Source organism: Bacillus sp. 05T21, from assembly GCF_056396785.1.
Window position 1 is genome coordinate 11,796 of the sequence record NZ_JBFTMD010000007.1, and the last position, 24,149, is coordinate 35,944.

At 33.3% G+C, this 24,149-nt stretch carries 21 protein-coding genes; all 21 read right to left on the reverse strand.

Annotated features, from left to right (window positions below):
- Positions 1 to 89: 89 nt before the first annotated feature.
- The 21 genes from galE to AC1DKZ_RS15155 all read right to left on the reverse strand — a co-directional run bounded on the left by galE (position 90) and on the right by AC1DKZ_RS15155 (position 24,127).
- Entirely contained in the window at positions 90 to 1,082 is a 993-nt protein-coding gene (gene galE, locus AC1DKZ_RS15055; protein ID WP_002184612.1) for a UDP-glucose 4-epimerase GalE, read from the reverse strand.
- Positions 1,083 to 1,225: 143 nt separating this feature from the next.
- Entirely contained in the window at positions 1,226 to 2,131 is a 906-nt protein-coding gene (gene tagU, locus AC1DKZ_RS15060; RefSeq protein WP_002184611.1) for a polyisoprenyl-teichoic acid--peptidoglycan teichoic acid transferase TagU, read from the reverse strand.
- Between the two features lie 120 nt (positions 2,132 to 2,251).
- A complete protein-coding gene (locus AC1DKZ_RS15065) occupies positions 2,252 to 3,277 on the reverse strand; it encodes a GDP-mannose 4,6-dehydratase (RefSeq protein ID WP_476996543.1) in 1,026 nt (341 codons plus the stop codon).
- Positions 3,255 to 4,628: a UDP-glucose dehydrogenase family protein gene (locus tag AC1DKZ_RS15070; protein ID WP_002184609.1), complete on the reverse strand. Its 1,374-nt coding sequence runs from the start codon at positions 4,626 to 4,628 to the stop codon at positions 3,255 to 3,257. Before AC1DKZ_RS15070 ends, AC1DKZ_RS15065 begins: the two co-directional genes overlap by 23 nt.
- Before the next feature lie 169 nt (positions 4,629 to 4,797).
- Positions 4,798 to 5,370 carry an acyltransferase gene (locus AC1DKZ_RS15075; RefSeq protein WP_002184608.1) on the reverse strand — a complete coding sequence of 191 codons (573 nt, stop codon included), beginning with the start codon at positions 5,368 to 5,370 and terminating at the stop codon, positions 4,798 to 4,800.
- On the reverse strand, positions 5,367 to 6,263 hold the full coding sequence (locus AC1DKZ_RS15080; RefSeq protein WP_078176119.1) for a glycosyltransferase family 2 protein: 897 nt from the start codon (positions 6,261 to 6,263) through the stop codon (positions 5,367 to 5,369). The genes AC1DKZ_RS15075 and AC1DKZ_RS15080 overlap by 4 nt, the downstream gene beginning before the upstream one ends.
- Positions 6,263 to 7,438, reverse strand: a complete 1,176-nt coding sequence (locus AC1DKZ_RS15085) for a glycosyltransferase family 4 protein (RefSeq protein WP_002184606.1) — start codon at positions 7,436 to 7,438, stop codon at positions 6,263 to 6,265. Before AC1DKZ_RS15085 ends, AC1DKZ_RS15080 begins: the two co-directional genes overlap by 1 nt.
- The gene (locus AC1DKZ_RS15090; RefSeq protein WP_002184604.1) at positions 7,435 to 8,883 is read right to left on the reverse strand and encodes an O-antigen polysaccharide polymerase Wzy; all 1,449 of its coding nucleotides are present in this window, start codon (positions 8,881 to 8,883) and stop codon (positions 7,435 to 7,437) included. Before AC1DKZ_RS15090 ends, AC1DKZ_RS15085 begins: the two co-directional genes overlap by 4 nt.
- Positions 8,870 to 10,129, reverse strand: coding sequence for an oligosaccharide flippase family protein (locus tag AC1DKZ_RS15095; protein WP_002184603.1), 1,260 nt, complete (start codon positions 10,127 to 10,129; stop codon positions 8,870 to 8,872). Before AC1DKZ_RS15095 ends, AC1DKZ_RS15090 begins: the two co-directional genes overlap by 14 nt.
- A 27-nt stretch (positions 10,130 to 10,156) precedes the next feature.
- Positions 10,157 to 11,248 (reverse strand): glycosyltransferase family 4 protein, encoded by a 1,092-nt coding sequence (locus tag AC1DKZ_RS15100; RefSeq protein ID WP_476996544.1) that lies wholly within the window; start codon positions 11,246 to 11,248, stop codon positions 10,157 to 10,159.
- A gap of 1 nt (position 11,249) precedes the next feature.
- Entirely contained in the window at positions 11,250 to 11,867 is a 618-nt protein-coding gene (locus AC1DKZ_RS15105; RefSeq protein WP_002184601.1) for an acetyltransferase, read from the reverse strand.
- Complete coding sequence (locus tag AC1DKZ_RS15110) at positions 11,864 to 12,508, reverse strand: sugar transferase (protein WP_002184600.1); 645 nt, start codon at positions 12,506 to 12,508, stop codon at positions 11,864 to 11,866. The genes AC1DKZ_RS15105 and AC1DKZ_RS15110 overlap by 4 nt, the downstream gene beginning before the upstream one ends.
- Positions 12,508 to 13,623, reverse strand: coding sequence for a DegT/DnrJ/EryC1/StrS family aminotransferase (locus tag AC1DKZ_RS15115; RefSeq protein ID WP_002184599.1), 1,116 nt, complete (start codon positions 13,621 to 13,623; stop codon positions 12,508 to 12,510). Before AC1DKZ_RS15115 ends, AC1DKZ_RS15110 begins: the two co-directional genes overlap by 1 nt.
- 23 nt (positions 13,624 to 13,646) lie before the next feature.
- Positions 13,647 to 15,458 carry a polysaccharide biosynthesis protein gene (locus AC1DKZ_RS15120; protein WP_002184598.1) on the reverse strand — a complete coding sequence of 604 codons (1,812 nt, stop codon included), beginning with the start codon at positions 15,456 to 15,458 and terminating at the stop codon, positions 13,647 to 13,649.
- A 60-nt stretch (positions 15,459 to 15,518) separates the two neighbouring features.
- Positions 15,519 to 16,400: a UTP--glucose-1-phosphate uridylyltransferase GalU gene (gene galU, locus AC1DKZ_RS15125; RefSeq protein ID WP_002184596.1), complete on the reverse strand. Its 882-nt coding sequence runs from the start codon at positions 16,398 to 16,400 to the stop codon at positions 15,519 to 15,521.
- Positions 16,401 to 16,649: 249 nt separating this feature from the next.
- Entirely contained in the window at positions 16,650 to 17,417 is a 768-nt protein-coding gene (locus tag AC1DKZ_RS15130) for a tyrosine-protein phosphatase (protein WP_002184595.1), read from the reverse strand.
- A gap of 83 nt (positions 17,418 to 17,500) precedes the next feature.
- Positions 17,501 to 18,190: a CpsD/CapB family tyrosine-protein kinase gene (locus tag AC1DKZ_RS15135; protein WP_002184594.1), complete on the reverse strand. Its 690-nt coding sequence runs from the start codon at positions 18,188 to 18,190 to the stop codon at positions 17,501 to 17,503.
- Entirely contained in the window at positions 18,180 to 18,917 is a 738-nt protein-coding gene (locus AC1DKZ_RS15140) for a YveK family protein (RefSeq protein WP_002184593.1), read from the reverse strand. Before AC1DKZ_RS15140 ends, AC1DKZ_RS15135 begins: the two co-directional genes overlap by 11 nt.
- Before the next feature lie 598 nt (positions 18,918 to 19,515).
- A complete protein-coding gene (fabZ, locus tag AC1DKZ_RS15145; RefSeq protein ID WP_002184592.1) occupies positions 19,516 to 19,950 on the reverse strand; it encodes a 3-hydroxyacyl-ACP dehydratase FabZ in 435 nt (144 codons plus the stop codon).
- 1,184 nt (positions 19,951 to 21,134) lie between these two features.
- Positions 21,135 to 22,937: an ABC transporter ATP-binding protein gene (locus AC1DKZ_RS15150; RefSeq protein WP_002184591.1), complete on the reverse strand. Its 1,803-nt coding sequence runs from the start codon at positions 22,935 to 22,937 to the stop codon at positions 21,135 to 21,137.
- A gap of 2 nt (positions 22,938 to 22,939) precedes the next feature.
- Positions 22,940 to 24,127 carry a nucleotidyltransferase domain-containing protein gene (locus AC1DKZ_RS15155; protein WP_476996545.1) on the reverse strand — a complete coding sequence of 396 codons (1,188 nt, stop codon included), beginning with the start codon at positions 24,125 to 24,127 and terminating at the stop codon, positions 22,940 to 22,942.
- Positions 24,128 to 24,149 lie beyond the last annotated feature (22 nt).

Consider the following 24,149-nt stretch of genomic DNA (forward strand, 5'->3'; position numbering starts at 1 on the left):
CAGTTTAGTATAGCAAAAATCATACAAAAAAAGAGAGGGTATTGTCGAACATATGTTGAACGACGATACCCTCTCTTTTCCATTTCTACTTACTTCTCATAGCCATGAGGTTTCTTCTGATGCCAATTCCAAGCATGTTCAATAATTATTTTAACCTCTACATACTGTGGATTCCATCCTAATTTCTCTTTCGCCTTTTGTGAAGAAGCAACTAGACGTGCTGGATCTCCCGCTCTCCTTGGTGCTACTTCTGCTGGGATTTCATGATTCGTAACTTCACGAACAGCTTCAACGATTTCTTTAACGCTAAACCCATTTCCATTTCCTAAGTTGTAAAAATCACTTTCCCCGCCGTTTTGTAAGTCTTTAAGACCAAGGAAATGAGCTGCTACTAAATCTTCGACATGAATATAATCGCGAATACAAGTACCATCTGGTGTATTATAGTCTTCGCCAAACATCATAATCTTCTCACGTTGTCCTAAAGCTACTTGTAAAACTAAAGGAATAAGATGCGTCTCGGGACGGTGATCTTCACCAATAATACCGTTTGGCGTTGCACCAGCTACATTAAAGTATCTGAAAATCTTATACTTTAAATTAGAAGCTTGGCTATACCAATGAAGCATCTTTTCAATCGCTAACTTCGTCTCTCCATACGTATTCGTTGGATTTGTTACCGTCTCTTCATTAATAAGATCAACATCTACCTCACCGTAAGTTGCTGCAGTAGAAGAGAAGATAAACTTATCTACTTTGAACTCATCCATTACTTCTAGCAAGCAAAGTGCACCATACACATTATTATTATAATATTGAAGAGGTTTCTCCATACTAACGCCAACTAAAGAATCAGCTGCAAAATGCATAACCGCCTCAATATTTTCTTGTTTAAAAACATCTCTTAGAAAACCTTTATCACGAAGGTCTCCTTTATAAAACTTTGCACCCTCTGTAATCGCATCTTCATGCCCAGTTTGTAAATTATCAACTACTACTACAGATAGGCCTTCATCTATTAATTTTTTTACAGCGTGAGAACCGATGTAACCAGCTCCACCGCATACTAAAATTGAACTCATGTTCTTCCTCCTGCTCATATGTTAGAATCTTAGAGTTACTTCCCTTCACCTCTTCTAATAGTCTTACATTATATAATACTAATATAAAAACAAAAAATAAACCCAACTATTTCCAAAAGAGTTGGGTTTATCCGTATTATTACTTATTTTAGCTCAAGATTTGCTTTTAATTTATTTGTTAAATCTTGCTTCGCTGCGTCCGGAACATAGTAATACCAAATACCGTCAGCTGCTTTATGTCCGTCACCTGGGATTTGAATATCTTCACTATTTTGCAAGCAATTCTTATAATTCTTTTGCATATCAAACATTTGATCTTGTGTTAAGTTTGTTTTCACGTTCTTTTGGATTGCTGTAAGTACATCTCCATAATTTGCTAAAGAAGATAAGTTTGCACCTTTTTTAATAACTGCTTGCATCACTTGGCGTTGACGCATTTGACGACCGAAGTCACCACGTGGATCTTCTTTACGCATACGAGTATACGCTAAAGCTTGATCACCTGTTAAATGAATATTCCCTTTTTGGAAGTGCTTTCCTTCAAGAGAGAATTCTAAATCATTATTTACATCAACACCGCCCACAGCATCAACAATATCCTTAAATCCTTCCATATTAACTTCTATGTAGTAATTAATAGGCACACCTAAGAATTTTTCGACTGTTGCGACAGACATATCCACGCCACCAAATGCGTAAGCATGATTAATTTTATCACTTTTTCCTTTACCTACAATTTCCGTATACGTATCACGAGGGATACTTAACGTCTTCATAGAATTGTTTTTCGGATTTAAAGTAATGACCATTAAAGAATCAGAACGCCCTTTATCTTCACCGCGTTCATCTGCACCTAGCAACAGGATTGAAACAGGTTCAGATTTATTAATTTTTTCTTCTTGTTTGTTACCTTGATCACGCTTTAAAGGTTTATGAACTTCATTTAATGTACTTGAGACTTTAGAATATACATTATAAGCGTATACTCCTCCACCTATAATTAGTACTCCTATGATTCCTAATATCCAAAATAGAATTTTCTTTTTCATTATTATAGACCTCATCTTTCAATCATTCTGAATAAATCTCCAGATAATACAAATATTAATTTAGTATATTATATCTTAAGTATTCTAAGCCGCTAGTGGCCTTTTCAAAAAGAATCACGATTATTTTACTGTATAGTATTTTACATACCAATTAGCGAACTCCTGTAAGCCTTTTTCTATAGAAGTTTCAGGTTTAAAATCTACAGCCTCCTGTAATAAATCAGTTGATGCATAAGTAGCCGGTACATCTCCTGGTTTGATAGGCTCAAATACCTTTTCAAATGTCACTTCTCTTCCTAAAGCTTTACCTAGTACTTTCTCTAATGTTTCGATAAATACCATTAGTTTTTCAGGATTATTATTTCCAATATTGAATACTTTATGTTCAACATCGCCTTTAGGTGGATTACTTAAAAGACGTTGGATCCCCTCAACAATATCATCTATATAAGTAAAATCACGATATAGATCATTTTCAAAATCACCATTATTAAATATTTTGATTGAATCACCAGCAAAATACTTATCAGTAAAACCAAAGTAAGCCATATCTGGACGTCCCATTGGACCATACACCGTAAAGAAGCGAAGCCCAGTAGCAGGAATTTTATACAAGTGACTATACGTATGAGCCATTAGTTCATTTGATTTCTTAGTAGATGCATAAAGTGATACTGGATTATCTACAAAATCTGTTTCCTCGAAAGGAACCTTTTTATTTGCTCCATAAACAGAACTCGATGATGCATATACAAGATGATCAACCGGGAAATGTCTACATGCTTCAAGAATATTATAGAAACCAATAACATTACTTTGAATGTATACATCCGGATTTTCAATTGAATATCTCACACCAGCTTGCGCAGCCAAATTCACTACAATATTTGGTTTGTACTCTTCAAAAAGCTTAGTAATCATATCCTTATCAGAAATATCACCTTTAATAAAAGTAAATTTCTCATACGGTTTCAGTTGCTCTAAACGAGCATATTTAAGATTTACATCATAATAATCATTTATATTATCGATACCTATTACTTGGCAACCTTGTTCTAATAATTTCTTAGATAAGAAATATCCAACAAAACCTGCCGCTCCAGTAACAAGGTATACTTTACTATTATCTAGAGGCTTGTAATTCAATATAATCCGACTCCCTCATACATTCTCTACTTGTAGCTTTTCTTCCGATAGAATGATACTCTATCCCAGCTTCTTGCATCGCTGAAACATCATAAATATTTCTTCCATCATATACTAGGGGCGTTCTCATTAACTTCTTATAATTTTCTGGAGCTAATTCTTTCACTTCTCCCCATTCTGTAAAAATAAAGCAGACGTTTGCACCTTCTAAAGCTTGTTCAACATTAGCAACATATGTAATATTACCATTTTTATTTTTACCTTCTGGATATACCTTAGCAAAGTTGCTTGCACCTACTGGATCAAACGCATAAATATCTGCACCTTGTTCTAATAGTAAAGGGATATTTTCAAGAGACGCAGCTTCTCTTAAATCATCTGTTCCAGGTTTAAACGTCAGTCCTAGTACCGCTACTTTTAAACCACTAAAAGTAATTAACCTTTGGCTAGCTTTTTTATATAATAAAGTCTTTTGATCTTTATTCACATCAATTGTAGCCTTTACTATTCTTAATTCGTAACCATGTTGTCTCGCTAAATATTCTAATGCTTTTGTATCTTTAGGGAAACATGATCCCCCAAAACCGATGCCCGCATTTAAAAACTTACTTCCAATACGCTCATCAAAACTCATACCTTTTGCAACATCTTGGATATCCGCACCAACTAATTCACAAAGATTTGCAATATCATTCATATAAGAAATTTTGAGGGCAAGAAAATCATTAGAAGCGTATTTAATCATTTCAGCTGATCGTCTATTTACTGAAACGATAGGTAAATGAAACGGTTTATAAAGATTCATTAATACTCCTTCAGCCCATTTACTTTCTGTACCAATGACAATTCTTTCTGCATATAACGTATCATGAACAGCAGAACCTTGAGCTAAAAATTCTGGATTCGATGCAACTTCTACTTTCACATCATTAACTAAAAAGTCCTGAATAAACTGCTCTACTTTATCGTTCGTTCCAATCGGAACAGTTGACTTTACAACAACAAGGCAATCTTTTTCTATACTTTCAGCAATTTGCTTTGCAACAGTTGCAATATATAAAAGATTTGCAGAACCGTCAGCTTGTTCTGGAGTTCCTACACCAATAAAAATCGCATCTGCATCTTTATATACTGATTTATAATTAGTTGTATAATTAATTCTGCCAGCAGCATAATTTTTTTGCATTAATTCCTCTAAACCAGCTTCATAGATTGGTGAAACACCTGATTTCATTAAATCTACTTTCTTTTCATCAATATCAACACAAGTTACTTGATGCCCAACTTCAGCAAAACATACACCTGCCACTAGACCAACATAACCTGTTCCTGCTACCGCTATCTTGTACATATTTACCTTCCTCTTCATATGTTAATTAACAATTCTATATTCCTCAATAATATAGAAGCGACAAGCATTATACTATTTTATATTATTGCCCCAATATTCATTTCATAAAAAATAAATAGGGGTACTTCATAAATAAAATCTCATAATTTAGTATCCCACTAAAATAAAACTAAATCTCTTTTATCTTTTTAGCTGGTACCCCAACATATAATGAATCTTTATTGATCTTTCCCTTAACAATCGAACCAGCACCAATAACAACATTATTTTCAATAATCGTTCCTGATAAAACCCTTACCCCTGCCCCTAACCAAACATTAGAGCCTATACTAATGGGATTAGAGATTACTGGATTATCTCTGTATATAGTTCCAGATGTATAATCATGTTCAAAGGAAACAATCGTACAATTATGTGCAATCGAAACATCTTTTTGTATTTCTACTCCACCAGTAGCGTCAATATAACATAAAGGGTGAAAACTAACATTATCTCCTACTACTAAATTTTCTAGCTTAAAGAAATATACTCCAGGTCCAATTAAAACATTCTCCCCACAAGATTTACATAAAACCTTAAATATAGTATATCTTATGCCTAATCCTAAATATCCTGGCAAGTTTCGATTTAACACTAATAAAGAATACAATACTTTCCTTGGAAACAAACTCCAAATTCCTATCACTATTCTTAAAAAAAATTGGAATTTCTTTGCTTTTTCTCTTCCTCTCAACTTTTTCAAGCCCTTCCCGTTAAATAATTAATAATATCCCGTTTTACTTTATTTTTGTTTGCACCATACCTAAATCTCCAAATAAACAAAGCAAGCATTCTACAAGGGACTGGATAAACCCTATATTTATTAATAATTTTTGGTATTGGGTGATTATTTTCTTTTAAAATATTGAACAATATAATTCTTGCCAAATCCTTATTTAAAATTTTCCCCATCCTTTTTTTCATAGATACCTTTTGTATAGACGAACTTGTATTATTCTGATGTCTCCTATAACACATTAAAGGTTCCTTAAAAGCATAACCTTTATTATAAGCCAATAATAATTGTATTAAGGCAAAATCTTCTCCCTGAATTAAGGTAGGAAATCCACCCACCTTAATAAAATCATCTTTCCTTACAATAAGGCTACTAGTAGGCACTGAATGAATACGAAAATTCCAATCAAAATCTATTATTTTTGGCGGTAAAGTGTATAAATCAAATACTTTTTCATGATTCTCCAAAATTATACTATCTACTTCAATATCATCATGTATTATTAAGCCGTTTGAAAATACAAAAGAAATATCCTGTTCCTCTTTAAAAATTCCCATTTGTTTTTCAAGTTTATTAGGAAACCAAATATCATCAGCATCAAGAAAAGCAATAAAATCTCCGGTAGCAATATTTACACCTTTATTTCTTGCACTAGAAGCTCCACTATTTTTTTGAGTAACATATTTAAATCTTTCCTTATTATTTTCTAACCACTCTAGCGTCCCATCCGTTGAACCATCATCTATAATGATAATTTCTTTGTTTGTATATGTTTGGTTTTCTACACTTTTCACCGCAAATTCTATTAATCGTCCTGGATTATAACTTGGTATTATAATACTAACCAATGGCTCTTTCATCAATCTCCATCCACCTTAAAAGCTTCTTTAAATTCATTAAAGTAGTTTATTTTTTTCTCTTTTAAAATGTCCTCTCTATAATTCTTAATCTCATTAATTCCTAAATTAGAAAGTTCACTTAGTAAAGAAGGAGATTCCATTAATCTTCTAATTGCTTGAGCTAATGTCTTATAGTCACCAACAGGAGCTATACACTCTTTAGGCAAAATTTCAATTGATCCAGAAACCTCTGTTGATACTACCGGTAATCCCCTTGCTAACGATTCAAGTACTACCCTTGGCATACCTTCTGTAAGAGAAGATAGAACAAATAAATCATTTTGATCATATAAACTAAAAAGTTCCTCCCCCCATGGTACAAAACCATGGAATTTTACATATTGTTCTAGTTCCAACTCTTTTACAAACTGTTTTAATTCTGATTCAAGGGGACCCTTCCCCACCATATTTAATTGAATATTATAATTAAAGTTTTTTATAATAAAATGAAGCGCCTTTATTAAAGTTCTTTGATCCTTATAAGGACTTAAATTACCTACATTAATTATTTTAAAAGGTTCTGAAGTTTGCTCCCAAACCCTTGGTGTTTTAATAAAGGAATCTGGTAATCTTAAATCACTTATTACTGCTGCTTTAATTATATTTTTTGGCGCATATCTTTCTTTTAAAGTATCAGAAACATAAATACATCCGTATGCCCCTTCAAGATGTCTCATATGCATTTTTAGAAAAATTTGCTTTACAAACTTGGCAAAAGGAATACCTCTAGCTTTTAAAAAGCCTTCGTGCATTGATTGCTCGCCTCTACTTTCAACAACATAAGGCTTTTTATATTTTTTTAAAGCACTAAATGCTAACTCCGCTTCAAATGATGGGCTATGCAATATCCCACCATCTAATGATTTAACTAATAAATTAATCTTATTTCTCACCTTTATTATACCAATTGCATCCTTTTTCTTAATAGCAGATGAGTCAATAAACTTGACATTCTTATTATCAGCTCTTTTACATCCAGTTGGAAGCTCATTTACTTTTTTTAATGGAGCTAAGACAAAAATTTCATCAAAACTTTTAAGATATTCATCCCACATCGTATTATTATATGATGTCGTTGTCCAAACCCCATCTTCACTTTCATAGTATTGTGAACTTATAGCAAAAATTATTTTCATGTATTAAACCTCTTTTTCTTAAATTTCACATATATTATTAATGGAAAGATTAAAAACAAATCCTTTGCAACATGCCATAATATTAACCTTGAATCGTGCAGTAAAAATTCCGCACCAAATGTAACTAACAAACCTGCTACAACCGGTGTAATACTCCCAAATTTATTTCTATTTATTACTTCATTTATAACTTCTAGGAAATAGCCAAATATAATTGCTAAAGTCCATATCCCTAAAAATCCAAAGTTCACATAACTTTCTGCCCAGAATCCTCCTATTTTTGCTGTAGTAGGCCGATATTGTTCATAAAATCCTCTACCAGATTCTGCATCATGAGACAAAGCAATCATACCCGGGGGCTTATTAGGTACAATCCAACTAGGTAACATAGTTAAAGCAGCATCAACATAAGTCTTTCCATGCTGGTAATCAATATTACCATTGGGTTGCAATTCCTTATAATATAACATCCAAATGTAATAGCGCCCTAAATCTGTAGCAATTGTGTAACCAGGTGTCAATTGTTCATATTGGTTTTGAATAGACTTTCGGTAATTACTATCTACCAAATAATCGGTATTATATTCCGCATACTTGAATAACTTATATTGTGTAAGTAATGGTATTAATATAATTGTAATTATTATTAACTTTGTAATATTAAATTTTTTATTTAAATAATTTACATAGATATATAATCCCCAAAATGCATAAACTAGAATGAAGAACCTGCTACCTCTATCTAAGTTAAATAAAGAAATTAAGACCACAATAACTAGTAAATATATTAGCCCCAGAAACTTTACGTTTTTATCTTTCTTAGCAACTTTACTAGCCCAGTTAAAATATAAAAATATTAACCCTACACTAAAAAAATCATTTAAAACATAAAGGGTACCCGTTAATACACCTAAGCCTATCCCTGACTCTATAATCATATTTGCACTAAAACCAACCAGTATATAAACAAAAGCGATGAAAGAAATATTAGGTACTTTTATTTCTTCATTCTTAAAAGCTTCTTTTTTTATTCTCCATTTAATATTTTTTCTAATATAGCTCCCAAAATAAAACAATGGTATCACCGGTAATGAAGTCCAAGCAATAATAGCTATTAGGTTTGTAAAATCAGATGGTAAATTATTCGCAATCGGCTGATGCGTTATTAGATGGTACAATGGAGAATAGATAAAAATTAGTATCGAAGTATACGTAAAAATAGCCCAAATATCCAAAGTGGGTACCTTATGAAAAATTATTAATATTATTCTTCGAATGATAAATAAAGCTGTAATTGCAATCGGGATTAAAGTAACTACTTCATTGGTGCTAAAAAACAAAAGTGATATTGAACTAAGTATTACAAGTAGAGCTACGAGTAATACATTAATTAATAGTGGAAATGAAATTACATTCCCACTATTTCTCATTTTACTGTGTTTCATAACTTACTTTCCTTTCACTTTCTTTATTCACTCTTAAAATTATTACAAATCTTCCAATCGCAGTAATACAAGAGCCTACAAGTAATGTAACAGCAGCACCGTATAATCCCCATATCGGGATTAACAAAAATGCACAAATACATGTTGCAATTAACATGAAAATAAGTTGAGGTAACTCATTCTTATAAGTTTTAGTAGCAATAGTTGCGTATCCCATAAACTCAGCAGGATATCTAAAAATAGTCGCTGCCATTAAAAGAGTTAAAAGCGAAGAATATTCGATATAATCTGATCCAAAAAGAATATACAATAAGAACTCTCCAAGATAAAAGGTCAATAATGTACTTACCAGGCCTAACATCAAGCCAAAGACAACTAGTTTATTAAATAATTTATTAAAATCACTTTTTGACTCCCGATCACTATAACGAGATAATTTATTGCAAAACGACTGCCCTATCGCCCCAACGAGGGTATTTCCCGCTATCATTAGATACGAGAGGGCTGTAAAATAACCTAATTGTTCTGTATCAGTATAATAAGTAATAAAATATCTAGTTATATTTGTATTTAATGAATATAGAAGTGAGATAATCCCCAAAGGTAACAGAGCCCTATATAAATAACTAACCTTTTTCATATCATCAGGTAATTTCAAGTAATCTTTAATATTTCTCTTCTTATTCATATTAATTTTAGAAATATCATATATTAAAAGCGTTACTAACCATGATAATCCTATACTAAGAGTGGCCAATAAAATATCTCTTGTGAAATAATAAAAAATAAAAAACAAAAAAGTTGATGAAATACCTTTTATAAAATTTGAAAATCCTACTTCATGAAGTTTTTCTTGTTGTTGCAAAATACCATAAACTAATTCGGAAACTAATTGAACATTTTTTGCTAACAAGTAGATAAATACTAATTGTGTTACGTCAGAACTAGCTTTTGTAATAAAACAAATACCTAAGGATATTATAGTTGCTAATATTACATTTAAAATTACAATTTCAATATACGCAGATGAGTTACTTTCTTCACTAGTAACTTTATTTCTAATTTGCATCGTAAAAAACATGTATACAGGACCTGTAATCGCTAGCATTAACCCAAACTCTCCTACAACTTCAGCATTACCTAGTCTCGCCAATATTATTATTATTAAAAATTGTGATGCCATAAAAAATGCTGATCCCATAAAAACCGATATAACCTTAAGTAACATAGACTTAGAATTAATCATAATATCATATAACCCTCTTACTTATAATTATTTCTGTACACTGTTTATTACGTCTAGATAAGCATTCAGAACAATATTTCTATCAAATTTCTTTTCAACTTTCTTTCTACCCGCTAAGCCCATGTTCTTTTTATCCTGCCAATCCATACTTAAAAAGCGCTCTATTTTTTCTATTAAGTCCTGACTATTCTTTTGTTTGACAATTAAACCATTTTCTCCATGTTCCACAATTTCCCGACAGCCACTTCTATCAGTGGTAATAATAGGCCTTCCACAAGCAGCACTTTCGAGTAATACATTAGACATACCTTCTGGATAATATGTAGGATGAATAGTACAATGAGAAATTTTATGGAACTCTCTTATATCACTTTGCATTCCATGATACTGAATTATCCCTTTTTCCTGCATTATCTTTAATTTTTCTTCATATTCACCTTCACAAAATCCTAAAATATGAAATATAGTATTTGGGTATTTCTCTCTTATGTATTTAGCAGCATCTAAATATTGATCAATACCTTTTTCCCTCATTACACGAGCAATAAATAAAAAATTAACCTCTTTATCCAATGGATATTCCAGTATGGGATAATAATTAAGATTAACACCAGATCCTGGTATTAATCTTGATTTCCCCTTAACAACCTTTTTTGTACTAAAAAAGGTTTTATTTGATTCATTTTGAAAGAATACACATGTCGCGTCTTTTAGGGCATTTTTATATAGAAATAAAGTGACTTTCTGTAATATCCCATCATTTTCTACCGCTGTTCCAAGACCAGTAATATTACATACATAAGGAATACCTGCCATCCTACAAGCTAGACCGCCATATACGTTAGGCTTTATTGTGTAGGTTAACACCACATCAGGTTTTACCTCTTTAATAATCTTTTTATAGTTCATAAATAATTTTACGTCGGTTATCGGATTAGTACCCCTTCTACTGATTGGTGTATTAATGAACTCACATCCTATTTCCTTTAATTGATGTATAAATTCACCATCTGGGAGTGAAATATAAACTTTATATTCTTTCACTAATTCTTGCATAAGCTCTTTTCTAAATTTATATAAACCGACATCGTTATTTGCTAATATTAAAACCTTTTTCATTCTATAATCTCCTAGATGGAACCCCAACATAAGTTCCTAATTCAGTTATATCCTTAACAACAATAGTTCCTGCACCAATTCTACAACCACCAGTAACATTAATATTATTACTTATAATACTACCAATTCCCAACCAAGTACCTCGCCCAATATTGACCGTACCCGCCAAATGTGCCCCCGGTGATATATGAACATAATCCTCAATTATATTGTCATGATCCACCGTAGAAGTAGTATTAATAATGCATCCTTTCCCGATCTTAGTACAGCAATTAATCACAGCTCCTGCCATAACTACAGTTCCTGCTTCCAAATAGACTTGTTCTCCGATAATTGCACTCGGATGGATCAATACCGGAATGCTCGCCCCTTCGGTCTCAAGTTGCCTCTGAATCTTCTCTCGTATGACATTATTACCAATTCCAACAAAAAAATCGTAATCATCTATATACTTTGAGATACTTGCTGATTTATCAATAATTTCTATTCCCATTGAAGATTTTAGAGTTTCGTTATCATCTAAAAAGGAAATACTCTGCCATTTATTCATTTTCAGTGCGATATCAGCTATGACTTTTCCGTGGCCACTAGCTCCTATTATAAGAAGTTTTTCTTTCATAACTTTATACTTCCTTTTCCATTCCCTTTAAATGGCTCCATTGTAGCAGCAGTTTCTGAATTAATTCCTTCTCTAATAAAAACTTTCTTAATCGTTAAAAGAATGATTTTCCAATCTGTAATGAAACTTACACTCTCAACATACTCTACATCATAATTAAACTTTTCTTCCCATCTAATAGCGTTCCTACCATTAACTTGCGCTAATCCCGATAATCCTGGTCTAACTTCATGACGTCGTTTTTGATGTTCGTTATATAACGGTAAATATTGAACTAATAAAGGCCTAGGTCCTATAATTGACATATTACCTTTAAAAATATTAAACAAGCCTGGCAACTCATCAAGTGATGTTGAGCGTAAAAATTTACCGAACTTAGTAAGTCTTACACTATCAGGTAACAATTCACCATCTTCGTTTTTTTCATCAGTCATTGTTCTAAATTTATACATTTTAAAAATGTTCCCATGTAATCCCGGTCGCTCTTGCTTAAACAACACTGGGCTACCTAATTTTATTTTTACAAGAAAAGCAACTATAAGAAATACTGGACTAAGCACTATAATAGCAATTACAGACAGTATAAAATCCATCGGTCTTTTTATAAGTCTTCTATAGATGCCACCTCTAGAATTCCTCATTACGCTAACCACAACCCTTTAATAATTTTCACAACTCTTTCTAAATCTGCGTCTATCATCTTCGTATCGCTTGGTAAACAAACACCATTCTCAAAAAGTTTCTCTGATACATCTGTACCAACAAAATCATATTTCCCAAAGAACGGCTGCATGTGCATTGGCTTCCAAACTGGTCTAGATTCAATATTTTCTTTTTCAAGAGCTACCATAACATCAATTGGTCGAATTTCACCATTTAAAGTCATGCAACTTAGCCAATAGTTTGGTTCATTCCATTCATTACTAGGCATAAATTCAATACCTTCAAGATTTTCTAATTCTCTCTTATAAAAATCAAATATGTATCTTTTCTTTTGAACCCTTTGATCTAATACCTTAAGTTGTCCTCTACCAATGCCAGCAACTACATTACTCATACGATAGTTAAAACCTAATTCACTATGTTGATAATGTCTTGCTTGATCTCTACTTTGAGTGGCCCAAAATCTTGCTTTTGAAATTCGTTCTTCATTATCAGAAACAAGCATTCCGCCACCAGAGGTAGTGATGATTTTGTTACCGTTAAAAGAGAAAATACCATAATCTCCAAAAATACCAGTATGCTTACCTTTATAGTAAGTCCCTAAAGACTCTGCTGCATCTTCAATTAAAGCAACATCATATTTCTTACAAAGTTCAACAATCTTATCCATATCTGCAGAAAGCCCATAAAGGTGAACTACTATAACTGCCTTTACATCTGGATATTTTTTAAAAGCCTCTTCTAATGCTTTAGGGCACATATTCCAAGTTTCATAATCGCTATCTATAAAAACAGGCGTAGCATTTTGATAGATAATAGGGTTTGCAGTAGCTGAGAATGTAAGCGTTTGGCAAAAAACAACATCTTCCTCCCCTACTCCAGCTGCTTTTAGAGCCAGATGAATTGCAGCTGTCCCAGAAGATAGCGCTGCGGCTGCTTTAGAGCCAACTTTCGTTGCTAGTTCTCTTTCAAATCCATTCACATTTTCCCCAAGTGGTGCAATCCAATTTGTATCAAATGCTTCCTTAACATACTGCATTTCATAACCTTCATCACTCATATGTGGTGATGAAAGAAATATTCTATCTCCCATTTAAAAAACTTCCTTCCCCTAAATTAATTTTTAAGATTAATTTTATTATTTGCAATATCTAATAATCGTTCTCTTATTTCCTCGTTACTAATTTCCTCAAAATCATTCATAAACTGTCTTAAAATCTCTTGATCCATTAGAACAGCTTTTCCTATATGAATTTTAGGGAATATTTGCTCCGGATGAATTTCACCTTCATTTAATAACTCTTCATACATTTTTTCGCCTGGTCTTAATCCAGTAAATTCAATTCCAATTTCTTCAATAGAATACCCCGAAAGAGTAATTAAATTTTTAGCTAAATCAACAATCCTTACTGGATCCCCCATATCTAGTACGAACAATTCTCCACCCCTAGCTAGCGTTCCAGCCTGAATAACTAATCTTGAAGCTTCTGGTATTGTCATAAAGTAACGAATCATATCAGGGTGAGTAACTGTTACAGGTCCACCTTTTTGAATTTGTTTCTTGAATAATGGGATTACACTTCCTCTACTTCCAAGAACATTACCGAATCTAACTGCAACAAAACGTGTACCAGTACTAATGGATGCCATATGTTGGACAATCATTTCCGCAAATCGTTTTGTAGCTCCCATTACATTCGTCGGATTTACCGCTTTATCTGTAGAAACCATTACGAACGTATTTACTTTAAATGTATCAGCCGCTTCTGCTACATTTTTCGTACCAAAAATATTATTTTTTACAGCCTCTTCAGGATTACGTTCCATTAAAGGTACATGCTTATGTGCAGCTGCATGATATACGATATATGGTTGATGCTTGTTCATTATTTCAAAGATTTTATGTCGATCTTGAATATCAGCAATTTCTGTCGTAATTTCCACTGCATCTTTATAAGTAACTCGCATTTCCATTTCAATAGTATAAATGCTATTTTCACCATGTCCTAAAAGAACAATTTTTGCAGGATTATACTTCATCACTTGACGACAAATTTCTGATCCAATTGATCCGCCCGCACCCGTTACTAAAATCGTTTTACCTGCGATTTTTTCCCCGATGCCCGCGTCATCTAATTGAATTGGCTCCCTACCTAATAAATCTTCCACTTGTACATCTCGAAATTCATTAACAGAAACTTTGCCATCTAAAAGATCTTCAAGCATTGGTACAATTTGCGTTTTTGCTTTCGTTTTTGTACACTTCTCAAAAATTTCGTTTATTTGATTTCTATTTAAAGATGGAATAGCAATAATGATATGCTCTATATCATTATCTTCCACAATCTCTTGAATATGATTTGTTGTACCAACAACCGGCACATTATAAATCTCCAATTTTTGTTTATTTCTATCATCATCAACAAACGCAATTGGATATAGATCCGCTTCTTTATTATGTTGCAATTGTCTTACTACCATAGTTCCCGCTGAACCAGCACCGATAATCAATGTTCGTTTTTTATCTGTAGCTTTCGTAATATATGTATCGCGAAACATACGCCATACAAAGCGAGAACCACCAATTAATAATAAATGTAACATCCATGCGATTGCTAAAATTCGAACATAAATATCATGATTTATAATTTGTTGAACAATTGCTGTTACAATAATAGAAAGTGTAATTGCTTTAAATATTTGTATTAATTCTCCAACACTTGCATATTCCCACGCCTTGTTATAAAGCTTATAAATAGCCGCAAAAATATGATGACTACACAATAATGTAATAGAGCTAATAATTACTGTCGCAGGGATTTTGTTTAATACATTCGGATGTATGAACCAATAACTTAAATATACGGCGGTTAATACAATAAATGAATCTAATAAAATTAATAATGAGAGCCGTTTTCGATAACTCAATATACCTGTTCCCTTCTTTATATAATTCGCATCTTATTGATAATAAAAAAGGACATTCTCTTATGAATGTACCTCTTCTTTTTTTACAAGTTCTTTTATATACTTCATCAAGTCTAATTTCAATTCTTCGTTTTGAAGTGCCATCTCAATCGTTGTTTTAATAAATCCGAATTTTTCCCCAACATCATATCGAGTACCTTCAAAATCATATGCAAACACATGTTGAATTTCATTTAAACGTTGAATCGCATCTGTTAATTGAATTTCTCCACCTGCACCTGTTTGTTGGTCTTCAAGGAACATGAAGATTTCTGGTGTTAATACGTAACGCCCCATAATTGCTAAATTAGATGGTGCTGTTCCCTGTGCTGGTTTTTCAACAAATCGGTGCACCTGATATTGACGACCATTTTGCGTGATTGGATCAATAATTCCATAACGATGCGTTTCATTTTCCGGTACTGTTTGCACACCAATTACAGACGAATGTGTTGCCTCGTACTCATTCATCAACTGACGTAAACATGGCGTATCAGCTTGTACGATATCATCACCAAGTAATACTGCAAATGGCTCATTCCCAATAAATTTACGAGCACACCATACTGCGTGACCTAATCCTTTTGGTTCTTTTTGTCTTATGTAATGAATATTAATCTTTGAAGATGCTTGTACTTTTTCAAGCATTTCATATTTACCTTTTTCTAAAAGGTTTTGTTCCAGTTCAAAAGAATGATCAAAATGATCTTCAATTGCACGTTTTCCTTTTCCAGTTACAATAATAATATCTTCAATGCCAGATTCAATTGCTTCTTCTACAATGTACTGAATCGTCGGTTTATCAACGATAGGTAACATTTCTTTCGGCATCGCTTTCGTCGCTGGTAAAAATCTTGTTCCCAGTCCAGCAGCTGGAATAATTGCCTTCCTTACTTTTTTCAAATCAATACCCCCAAAAATCTATATATACATATGTATATAACAATAATAAAAAAACCTACCTATAGAGTCATATTTATAACTCCATAGGTAGAGTTTCTATCATAAATAAACTATGGGCATCTAACCCTACCTCACATCATGCTCCCGACGACAAGCGTCTAAGGTAGGTTGAAATATAATTTCTACCCACAGCACGACCGAGTGTCCCCATTGATAACGGTTAGGAGGCATCACCAAGTGGTTTTCTCTTTAAAAGAGACCGAATATTTTTCTTTGTCTTATTTTCTCGGGCTCTTCTCGATAAATCATTTTTCCACTTATTAGTTCATATGTATTTTCCTTGAAGTCGTACAATGTAGAACTCCCAAATGTTTTCTCTACTGTTTCATACGCAGCTTGCAAGTGAAAGGAGCGCGTTGTTGTGTTATGAGCATCTGATGATATGACATGTGTTAAATGATGCTCAATAAGTTGCAATGAAAACTTCTTGATTTTCTTTCCGAACTTTCCTGTGACGCTTCCTGCGGTAATTTGTGTTAGTGCCCCTTGATTGACGAGCTTATACAACACATCGGGGCGTTCAATAATTTCCATATTCCGTTCTGGATGAACAATAACCGGCGTGATCCCTTTCACACGTAATTCATATAACATTTTTTCTGCATAGCGCGGGACATGGTTTGTTGGAAATTCAATTAATATATATTTATCCGTACGATTCAATGTAACAATACGCCTCGAATCATAGTCTTCTAATAACTCTCCGTACAACCTGATTTCTTGACCAGGTAAAATGGTTAAATTGATATCCTCTTCTTTTAATCTTTCATTTAACTGCTTTACCTGATGAAGAATGCTTTCTGCTAGATTCATATAAACCCCATTTTGGTGATGAGGAGTAGCAACGATTGTATGAATTCCTTCTTCGCATGCTGCCTTTGCCATTGCAATGCTGTCTTCGATTGATTGTGCTCCATCATCGACATTAGGCAAGATATGACAATGTAAATCAATCATTCTATTTCATCCTCTCTCCACATATTCTTCACATACTGAATATAAGAAGAAAAGATGAATGTTCACCTTTCCTTCTTTTGCATTTAGTTAGAACCGTAATAGTAATATTCGGATCCATTTTGTTCTTTATCGTTTAAGACAACGCCAAGTAATGTACCTTTTGCGCTATCTAATGATTGTTTTGCTTTAAGTGCCGCCTCTTTTTCTGTTACACCACTTCGAATAACAAGTACAGAAGCATCACATTGATTTGCCATAATTTGTGCATCTGTAACTGGTAAGATTGGTGATGTGTCAAAAATGACAAGGTCATACGTGCCAAAAGCTTCTGAAAGTAAATCTTTCATCGAGCTTGCACCCAGTAATTCCGCTGGATTTGGTGGGATTGGACCACATGGTAAAAATGTTAAATTACCGATTTTCGTTTGTGTCACACATGTTTCTAGTGTATTACTACGTGTTAATACACTTGTTAAGCCAAATATATTATCCACTTGCATCATTTGATGTAATGCTGGTTTACGTAAGTCTGCATCGATAAGTAATACTTTCTTACCTTGTTGTGCGAAAACAACTGCAATATTAGCAGCCGTTGTTGTCTTTCCTTCACTTTGATTCGCAGATGTTACGATAAGAGAACGAATCTTCTTATCAACAGATGCAAATTCAATATTTGTTCGTATATTTCGGTATTGCTCTGACACAGATGATTTTGGTTGTTCATATGCAATCAGCTGACGGCGAGCACGTAATATTTTTTTCTTAAGAACCAATTGTATGCCCCCCTACTCTCTTCGTTGCTGATAAACTACCGCTCTTTGTGCCATCTTCCTCCATATGAGAAACGACGCCAAGAACTGGTACACCAAGTTGTTTTTCAATATCTTCTTCTTTTTTCATCGTGTTATCTAAGTACTCTAGTAAGAATGCAATTCCAACAGAAGCCATTAATCCAACAACAAATGCAATTGCTACGTTCAGCATCTTATTTGGTTTAATTGGTGACTGTCCTTCTGTTACTTCTGCTTTTGATAAGATTGTTACGTTATCAACACTCATGATTTTTGCAATTTCACTCTTGAATACTTCCGCTGTTGTGTTTGCGATATCACGAGCTAGCTTTGCATCTTTATCTTGTACAGTAACAGCGATCACTTGTGAATCTTTCTCGTTTGCGACGTTAATTTTGCTATTTAAAGCCCCAGTTGACATGTTAAGCTTTAACTTTTCTTTCACTTGATCTAAAATAACTGGGCTTTTCACAATAACTTTATATGTATTTGTTAATTGAAGACTTGTTTGTACTTCACCAGGTTGAAAAACACCTTCTTGCTTCTTTTGATTAACAAGAATTTGCGTCGAAGTCTGATAAATCGGCGTTATAAAGTAGAAACTTACGATCGCACTTACAAGTGCTGCACCAATCGTAATTACAAGGATCATAACTAATCGTTTCCTTAAAATAGCAAATAACTCTTTCAAACTTATTGTTTCTTCCATGCCTTCCTCCAGCTTTCAATAATTTGTCATAAAAACTTCTAAAAAAAAATAAATTGTTGGATTTTAATCTGACAACAAAAATCTGTTATCTAGTCCTAAAGTTGTTTAGTAATAGATAACTATTTAATATATTAAAGAACTTATATTAGTATAGCAAGAATGGTTGAGAAAATTGTTGGAGGAATTGACAAATACTATACTACCGAATCTGACGAATTTCGACACAGTTTTTAATGTATAGATTTTCATTTGCTATATACTGTCGATATATGGGTATTATTAGTATTACTAGTGAATATATCATTGATTGATCTGTGCATTTATACTATCCTGTTTATAAAAATATTACCATTGTTGATTTTTATTTTGTTTTTTCTTAATCTTTAGATATCTTTTTCAGACTTTAGTTGATAAACTTTTTTCGAAAGTCCCCTATTTTTTTAATCAAACGTTTGTTTAAAAGTAAGAGAACTTACCTATCGACAAATCCTCTTACCTTTCGTCCATTTCTTCATAATTCGCTTCAATAACAATAAAAAAGATGAATGACCATACTCTCTTCATTCATCTTCCAACGTAAAGTTATGTTAACAAATCTTTATTCTTTCTTATCACCAATTGCAAATGTGATTTCAGCTTCACAAGCGATTTCACCATTTACAGTTGCTACTGCTTTTCCTTTTCCAATCGGTCCACGGACACGTGTCATTTCGACTTCTAGGCGAAGTTGATCACCTGGGCGAACTTGACGTTTGAAGCGGCAGTTATCAATGCCAGCAAAGAATGCAAGGCGACCGCGATTTTCTTCCTTCTTCAGTACCGCAACAGCACCCACCTGCGCTAATGCTTCTACAATTAGAACACCTGGCATCACAGGATAATCTGGAAAGTGTCCATTAAAGTATTCCTCATTTGCCGTTACATTTTTAATCCCAACCGCACGCTTTCCTTCTTCTACTTCTAAAATTTGATCGACTAGTAGAAATGGATAACGATGTGGAATAATTTCTTTAATCTGTTGAATATCTAGCATATCATTCTCTCCTTATATACCAAATTGGTCATACCACCAACGCACTGTCCTTATTATCCCATTCTCCATTGTTTTTGTCACGAAAAACAAGAAATGCTTTCTACCCAAAATATCTATTAGGACTATTCATACAAAAAAGATACACCCTTTTCCCTTCGCTAATCGGTATAACAAAATAATAGCAATTAACACGGAGGTTGGAAAAAGGTGTATATCAAAGTTAGGGAGAGGAAATATACATCATTTTCCTCATATGTCGTATTCATAGCTCATTATAAAGGACAAAAATAAGAAAGAAAAATTTAATATTTACTCCTTTTTACCATCATACCCTTAATTTTCTACAAATTTCTACAAATTTCTTCATTTTTCTTATATTATCTTAAATAGCATATCTAGAAATTAAGATTCGTAATCCAGAACACTATGCTTTATAAAAAAATAAATCTTCGTGGATTAGCCTTTAATAAAAATCCTATAAAATATCATCACAAAAGATACATTTATATTTTACAGAAATATCCAACATTACATATAAAATCTTTTAAATCTATTTAACAATACATAAAAATAAAGTATAACTAATAAGAAATTGTTGCTTTTCCTTGTTTATCTGTTAAATAAGGTATTTGAGAGAAAAACTCAAATGAAATAAAAAGAAATACTTATATAATATTCTTCACTATCTCTCTTTCATCTCCTCAAATCATTTCCCTTCTTAATTACTTATATAAAATTAGTAGCAATTCAAAATACTAACAATTCATTAGGCACTACCTCTCATTAATCACTGCCCATAAAAACGTCTACAAGGTGCTTCAAAATATATTATCACAACTACACTAATAAACCTTTATATACAAAAAGCAGCGAGACCTCTAGTCCTAAAAACGAGGGGTCTCGCTGCTTTTTGTTATATGGTATAAATAAAATCAGGTTCCATGTTAAATTATAACACGAATATTTATACATGTATATAGATGGTATATTAATAAGTCACAAAAGTATTTCTAATTTTTTTACTGGTCACGCAATTAAATTAAGCTCATATTTCCATAAAAAAACCAGTACACAAATACCAATTATCCCCCAAACCATAAATAATCAAATTGTGTTACCGGCCCGAAAGAAATAAAGGCAGTGTATTCCTTAAATTTATAAAAAACAATTATAACAAGTCATATTTAAATATTAACTTTGGCCTGTTGTCCAAGTAGGCTACTAAACAAACCACTTTCATCTTTTGCCAGTTGTGCGAAACTACCGTGTTGAATAATTTGTCCTTGATCCATTACAATTACTTGGTCAGCTTTACGTATAGTAGATAGTCTATGTGCAATGACAATAATTGTCATGCTCCCTTTCAATCTTTCCAATGCTTCTTGTATTTTCGCTTCATTTTCAGCATCTAACGCACTTGTTGCCTCATCTAACACTAAAATAGAAGGCTTTCGAAGTATCGCTCTAGCCAGAACAAGACGTTGTCGTTCTCCTCCTGAAAGTTTGACTCCCCTATCGCCAATCAGTGTATCCAATCCTTGCGAGAGCCTGCTAACAAACTCAGCGGAAGCAGAAAATTCCAAAGCTTCCCAAAGCTGCTCCTCACTTGCATTTGGTTCAACCATTCTCAAATTGTCTCTTATACTGGCATTGAATAGAAATGGATCTTGAGGAACATAGCTAATAGATTTCCTCAATGATAATAGGTCCTTACTTGTCAACGGTTTGTTATCTATTAATAACTGACCGCTCTCCGGCTGCATAAGTCCCATTATGATATCAATTAATGTACTCTTTCCAGCACCGGAACGCCCTGAGATAGCTGTCATACAATTTGCAGGAATACGCAAATTAATATCTTTAAGTGAGTACACAGCATTTTCTTTATTGTAGCGGAAAGAGATATTTTGACACTCAATAGATTGTTCTATCTGCATAGGATTTATACAATCATAATTCTGCTCTATATCTTGCAATTCTATACTTTTCTTACACTCTTCCTGTAATTGCAGCAAATCTTTAAAAGCGGGAAGATTCGCTGCAATTTGTTCCATGTTTGATTGTATACCTGCAAATCGTGGCCACAAACGAGAAAATATAAGAATAATTAATAATAATTGCTCCGTTTTCGTCTGAAACAGCTGAACAGATAGAAAGATAAGAATAGCAATGAAAACAGCTGATGCAATTTTATAAAAGAGTTGAGAATTATTTCTCACCTTAATATATGCAAACTGTTCACGTTCCACATCTTCTGCCCAATTACGTAACCACATATAACGAGATCGTTCTAGTGTATTGCTCTTAATATCCTTAATTCCATTAAAATGATCAGTTATACCTGCAAGATACGCTTTTGAATTCTCTGAGGTTCGACCACCTAATCTTTTTGATTTTTTAATAAATCTTCGTGAAAGAAAGGCAAGTACCACAGCGCAACATAGTACAAAAATTGTTATATCTGCCGCTAACCAAAAAGCGAAACCAATCTGTATAAATGTAAACATTAAAGAAGTGAGCAACTGTAAAAATAAATTAGTGCCTGCGCTAACACGCCCTAATTCCGTTGTCAAAGAATTGATAAGATCTGATTTTCTCTTTTTCACAAAGAAACTCCAGTTGGCCTGCAACAATCCACGATAAGTTTCCAATCTCAAATGATTAATAAAACGTATCTGGATTTTCGCATTACGAACTGTTATATTCCTTTGCAAAAGCGCTTGTCCCACGACCAATATAATATATATTCCTAATACAAGTGGTAATCCTAAAGTAGTTGGAATCTCACCTAGGAATCCAAGAACCCCTGAAAGAGGACTTGTCTGTTCATTCATCTTCGCAATACCGCTAATACTTATCATAGGAATTAATAATAAAATGCCGATTCCCTCTACAAGACTGACCAATACCATTCCCATGAGATTAACAATGAGAATGTTTCCAGTAAAAGAGTATAACCGCTTTGTAAAATATAAAATATTTCTCATTTTCACTTCTCCTTACGGTACCTCATTTCCCTCCAAATCCATAAAACCGGCCGCAAAGGGAAATATAAAACATGCAGTTGTTTTGGCAGTGGTAAAGTTTCCACATCCTGAGGATAAGGATACAACCAACTAAGATGAAACAGTAGCTTTTGAGAGCTTGTCTTTAACAAATATAAATATCTCTCATGATATTTTGAAACTTCTTCTGGGACAGGATCTGTATGCAAGTTAATCATATTTTCCAAGTAATATATAGCAAGCTGCGCTAATTGCGTTACCTTTCTCCCTGACATTAATACTTTTGCCTCTCCCGCTATTATAAGAGTATCTAAAAGCTCAGAAGATAAAATAAGCGCCTGACCTACCAGTCGTTTACATCCATATCTTTCCAACATAACAGTGAGTTCTTCCCAATCTATTTCTTGCCTTACCATACGGTCAATGTCCGTTAACCATCGAAGCCTGGACCAACCATGCCTAGTTCCATGAGTCACAAGAAACATAAACAAATCCTCTCTACCTAAAAAATAGACAGGATAATTTGTGACAGGACTCGTCCTCTTTCGCCCCCATAGCTCATCGAAGTGTGGTTCCTTTCCCGGCCCTGGGTGTAGTCGCCAATGAATCTCCAATTTCACCTTACTTATCGGATGCATGTAAGTTGTATGGTGGCGTCTCCACTTCCATTCATTCATAACCGTCGGAAAATCATCCTCTTTGACATAACCATTCTTTACAAGTAATTCGTTCACTTTTCCAAGATCATCTATAGGAACAAGGGCATCCAGATCCCCTGATGTTCGAAGGGAAACATCTCCATATAGGTCTGCGCCAAGAATAGGACCCTTCAAAAATAGAAGCTGAAGTTGGTTTTCAGCAAATAATTTACTCACTTTTCCCATTTCTCCACTTAAATGAAGCATATGGAATGTATTCCTTTTAAAATATGTACTTAATACTTGCACAACATTTGATGGAACTAACTGTTTATCAATAGATTTCATTTTTGGGTAAATGAACGCGTACATGCGATGATGCAGCGCCAGTTTCAAAAATTTGTTCCAATCAATATTTATGAACCAGTCTCCCGGGATTTCTTGTATCTCTTTATCTTCCTTCTTTATAATTTCAAGTAACAATTTTAGTTCTTTAGGTAAATGACTCAAATCAAGATTACAACCGGTATACATCTCATTCTCCTTCAAGATTTTT

Excerpts from the sequence above, each read along its gene's own strand:
- AC1DKZ_RS15140 (WP_002184593.1), bottom strand. The coding sequence starts at position 18,917 with ATGGAAGAAACAATAAGTTTGAAAGAGTTATTTGCTATTTTAAGGAAA.
- AC1DKZ_RS15090 (WP_002184604.1), bottom strand. The coding sequence starts at position 8,883 with ATGAAACACAGTAAAATGAGAAATAGTGGGAATGTAATTTCATTTCCA.
- AC1DKZ_RS15085 (WP_002184606.1), bottom strand. The coding sequence starts at position 7,438 with ATGAAAATAATTTTTGCTATAAGTTCACAATACTATGAAAGTGAAGAT.
- fabZ (WP_002184592.1), bottom strand. The coding sequence starts at position 19,950 with ATGCTAGATATTCAACAGATTAAAGAAATTATTCCACATCGTTATCCA.
- AC1DKZ_RS15070 (WP_002184609.1), bottom strand. The coding sequence starts at position 4,628 with ATGTACAAGATAGCGGTAGCAGGAACAGGTTATGTTGGTCTAGTGGCA.
- AC1DKZ_RS15100 (WP_476996544.1), bottom strand. The coding sequence starts at position 11,248 with ATGAAAAAGGTTTTAATATTAGCAAATAACGATGTCGGTTTATATAAA.
- AC1DKZ_RS15150 (WP_002184591.1), bottom strand. The coding sequence starts at position 22,937 with ATGAGAAATATTTTATATTTTACAAAGCGGTTATACTCTTTTACTGGA.
- AC1DKZ_RS15105 (WP_002184601.1), bottom strand. The coding sequence starts at position 11,867 with ATGAAAGAAAAACTTCTTATAATAGGAGCTAGTGGCCACGGAAAAGTC.
- AC1DKZ_RS15080 (WP_078176119.1), bottom strand. The coding sequence starts at position 6,263 with ATGAAAGAGCCATTGGTTAGTATTATAATACCAAGTTATAATCCAGGA.
- galE (WP_002184612.1), bottom strand. The coding sequence starts at position 1,082 with ATGAGTTCAATTTTAGTATGCGGTGGAGCTGGTTACATCGGTTCTCAC.
- tagU (WP_002184611.1), bottom strand. The coding sequence starts at position 2,131 with ATGAAAAAGAAAATTCTATTTTGGATATTAGGAATCATAGGAGTACTA.
- AC1DKZ_RS15155 (WP_476996545.1), bottom strand. The coding sequence starts at position 24,127 with ATGTATACCGGTTGTAATCTTGATTTGAGTCATTTACCTAAAGAACTA.
- AC1DKZ_RS15110 (WP_002184600.1), bottom strand. The coding sequence starts at position 12,508 with ATGAGGAATTCTAGAGGTGGCATCTATAGAAGACTTATAAAAAGACCG.
- AC1DKZ_RS15095 (WP_002184603.1), bottom strand. The coding sequence starts at position 10,129 with ATGATTAATTCTAAGTCTATGTTACTTAAGGTTATATCGGTTTTTATG.
- AC1DKZ_RS15115 (WP_002184599.1), bottom strand. The coding sequence starts at position 13,623 with ATGGGAGATAGAATATTTCTTTCATCACCACATATGAGTGATGAAGGT.
- AC1DKZ_RS15130 (WP_002184595.1), bottom strand. The coding sequence starts at position 17,417 with ATGATTGATTTACATTGTCATATCTTGCCTAATGTCGATGATGGAGCA.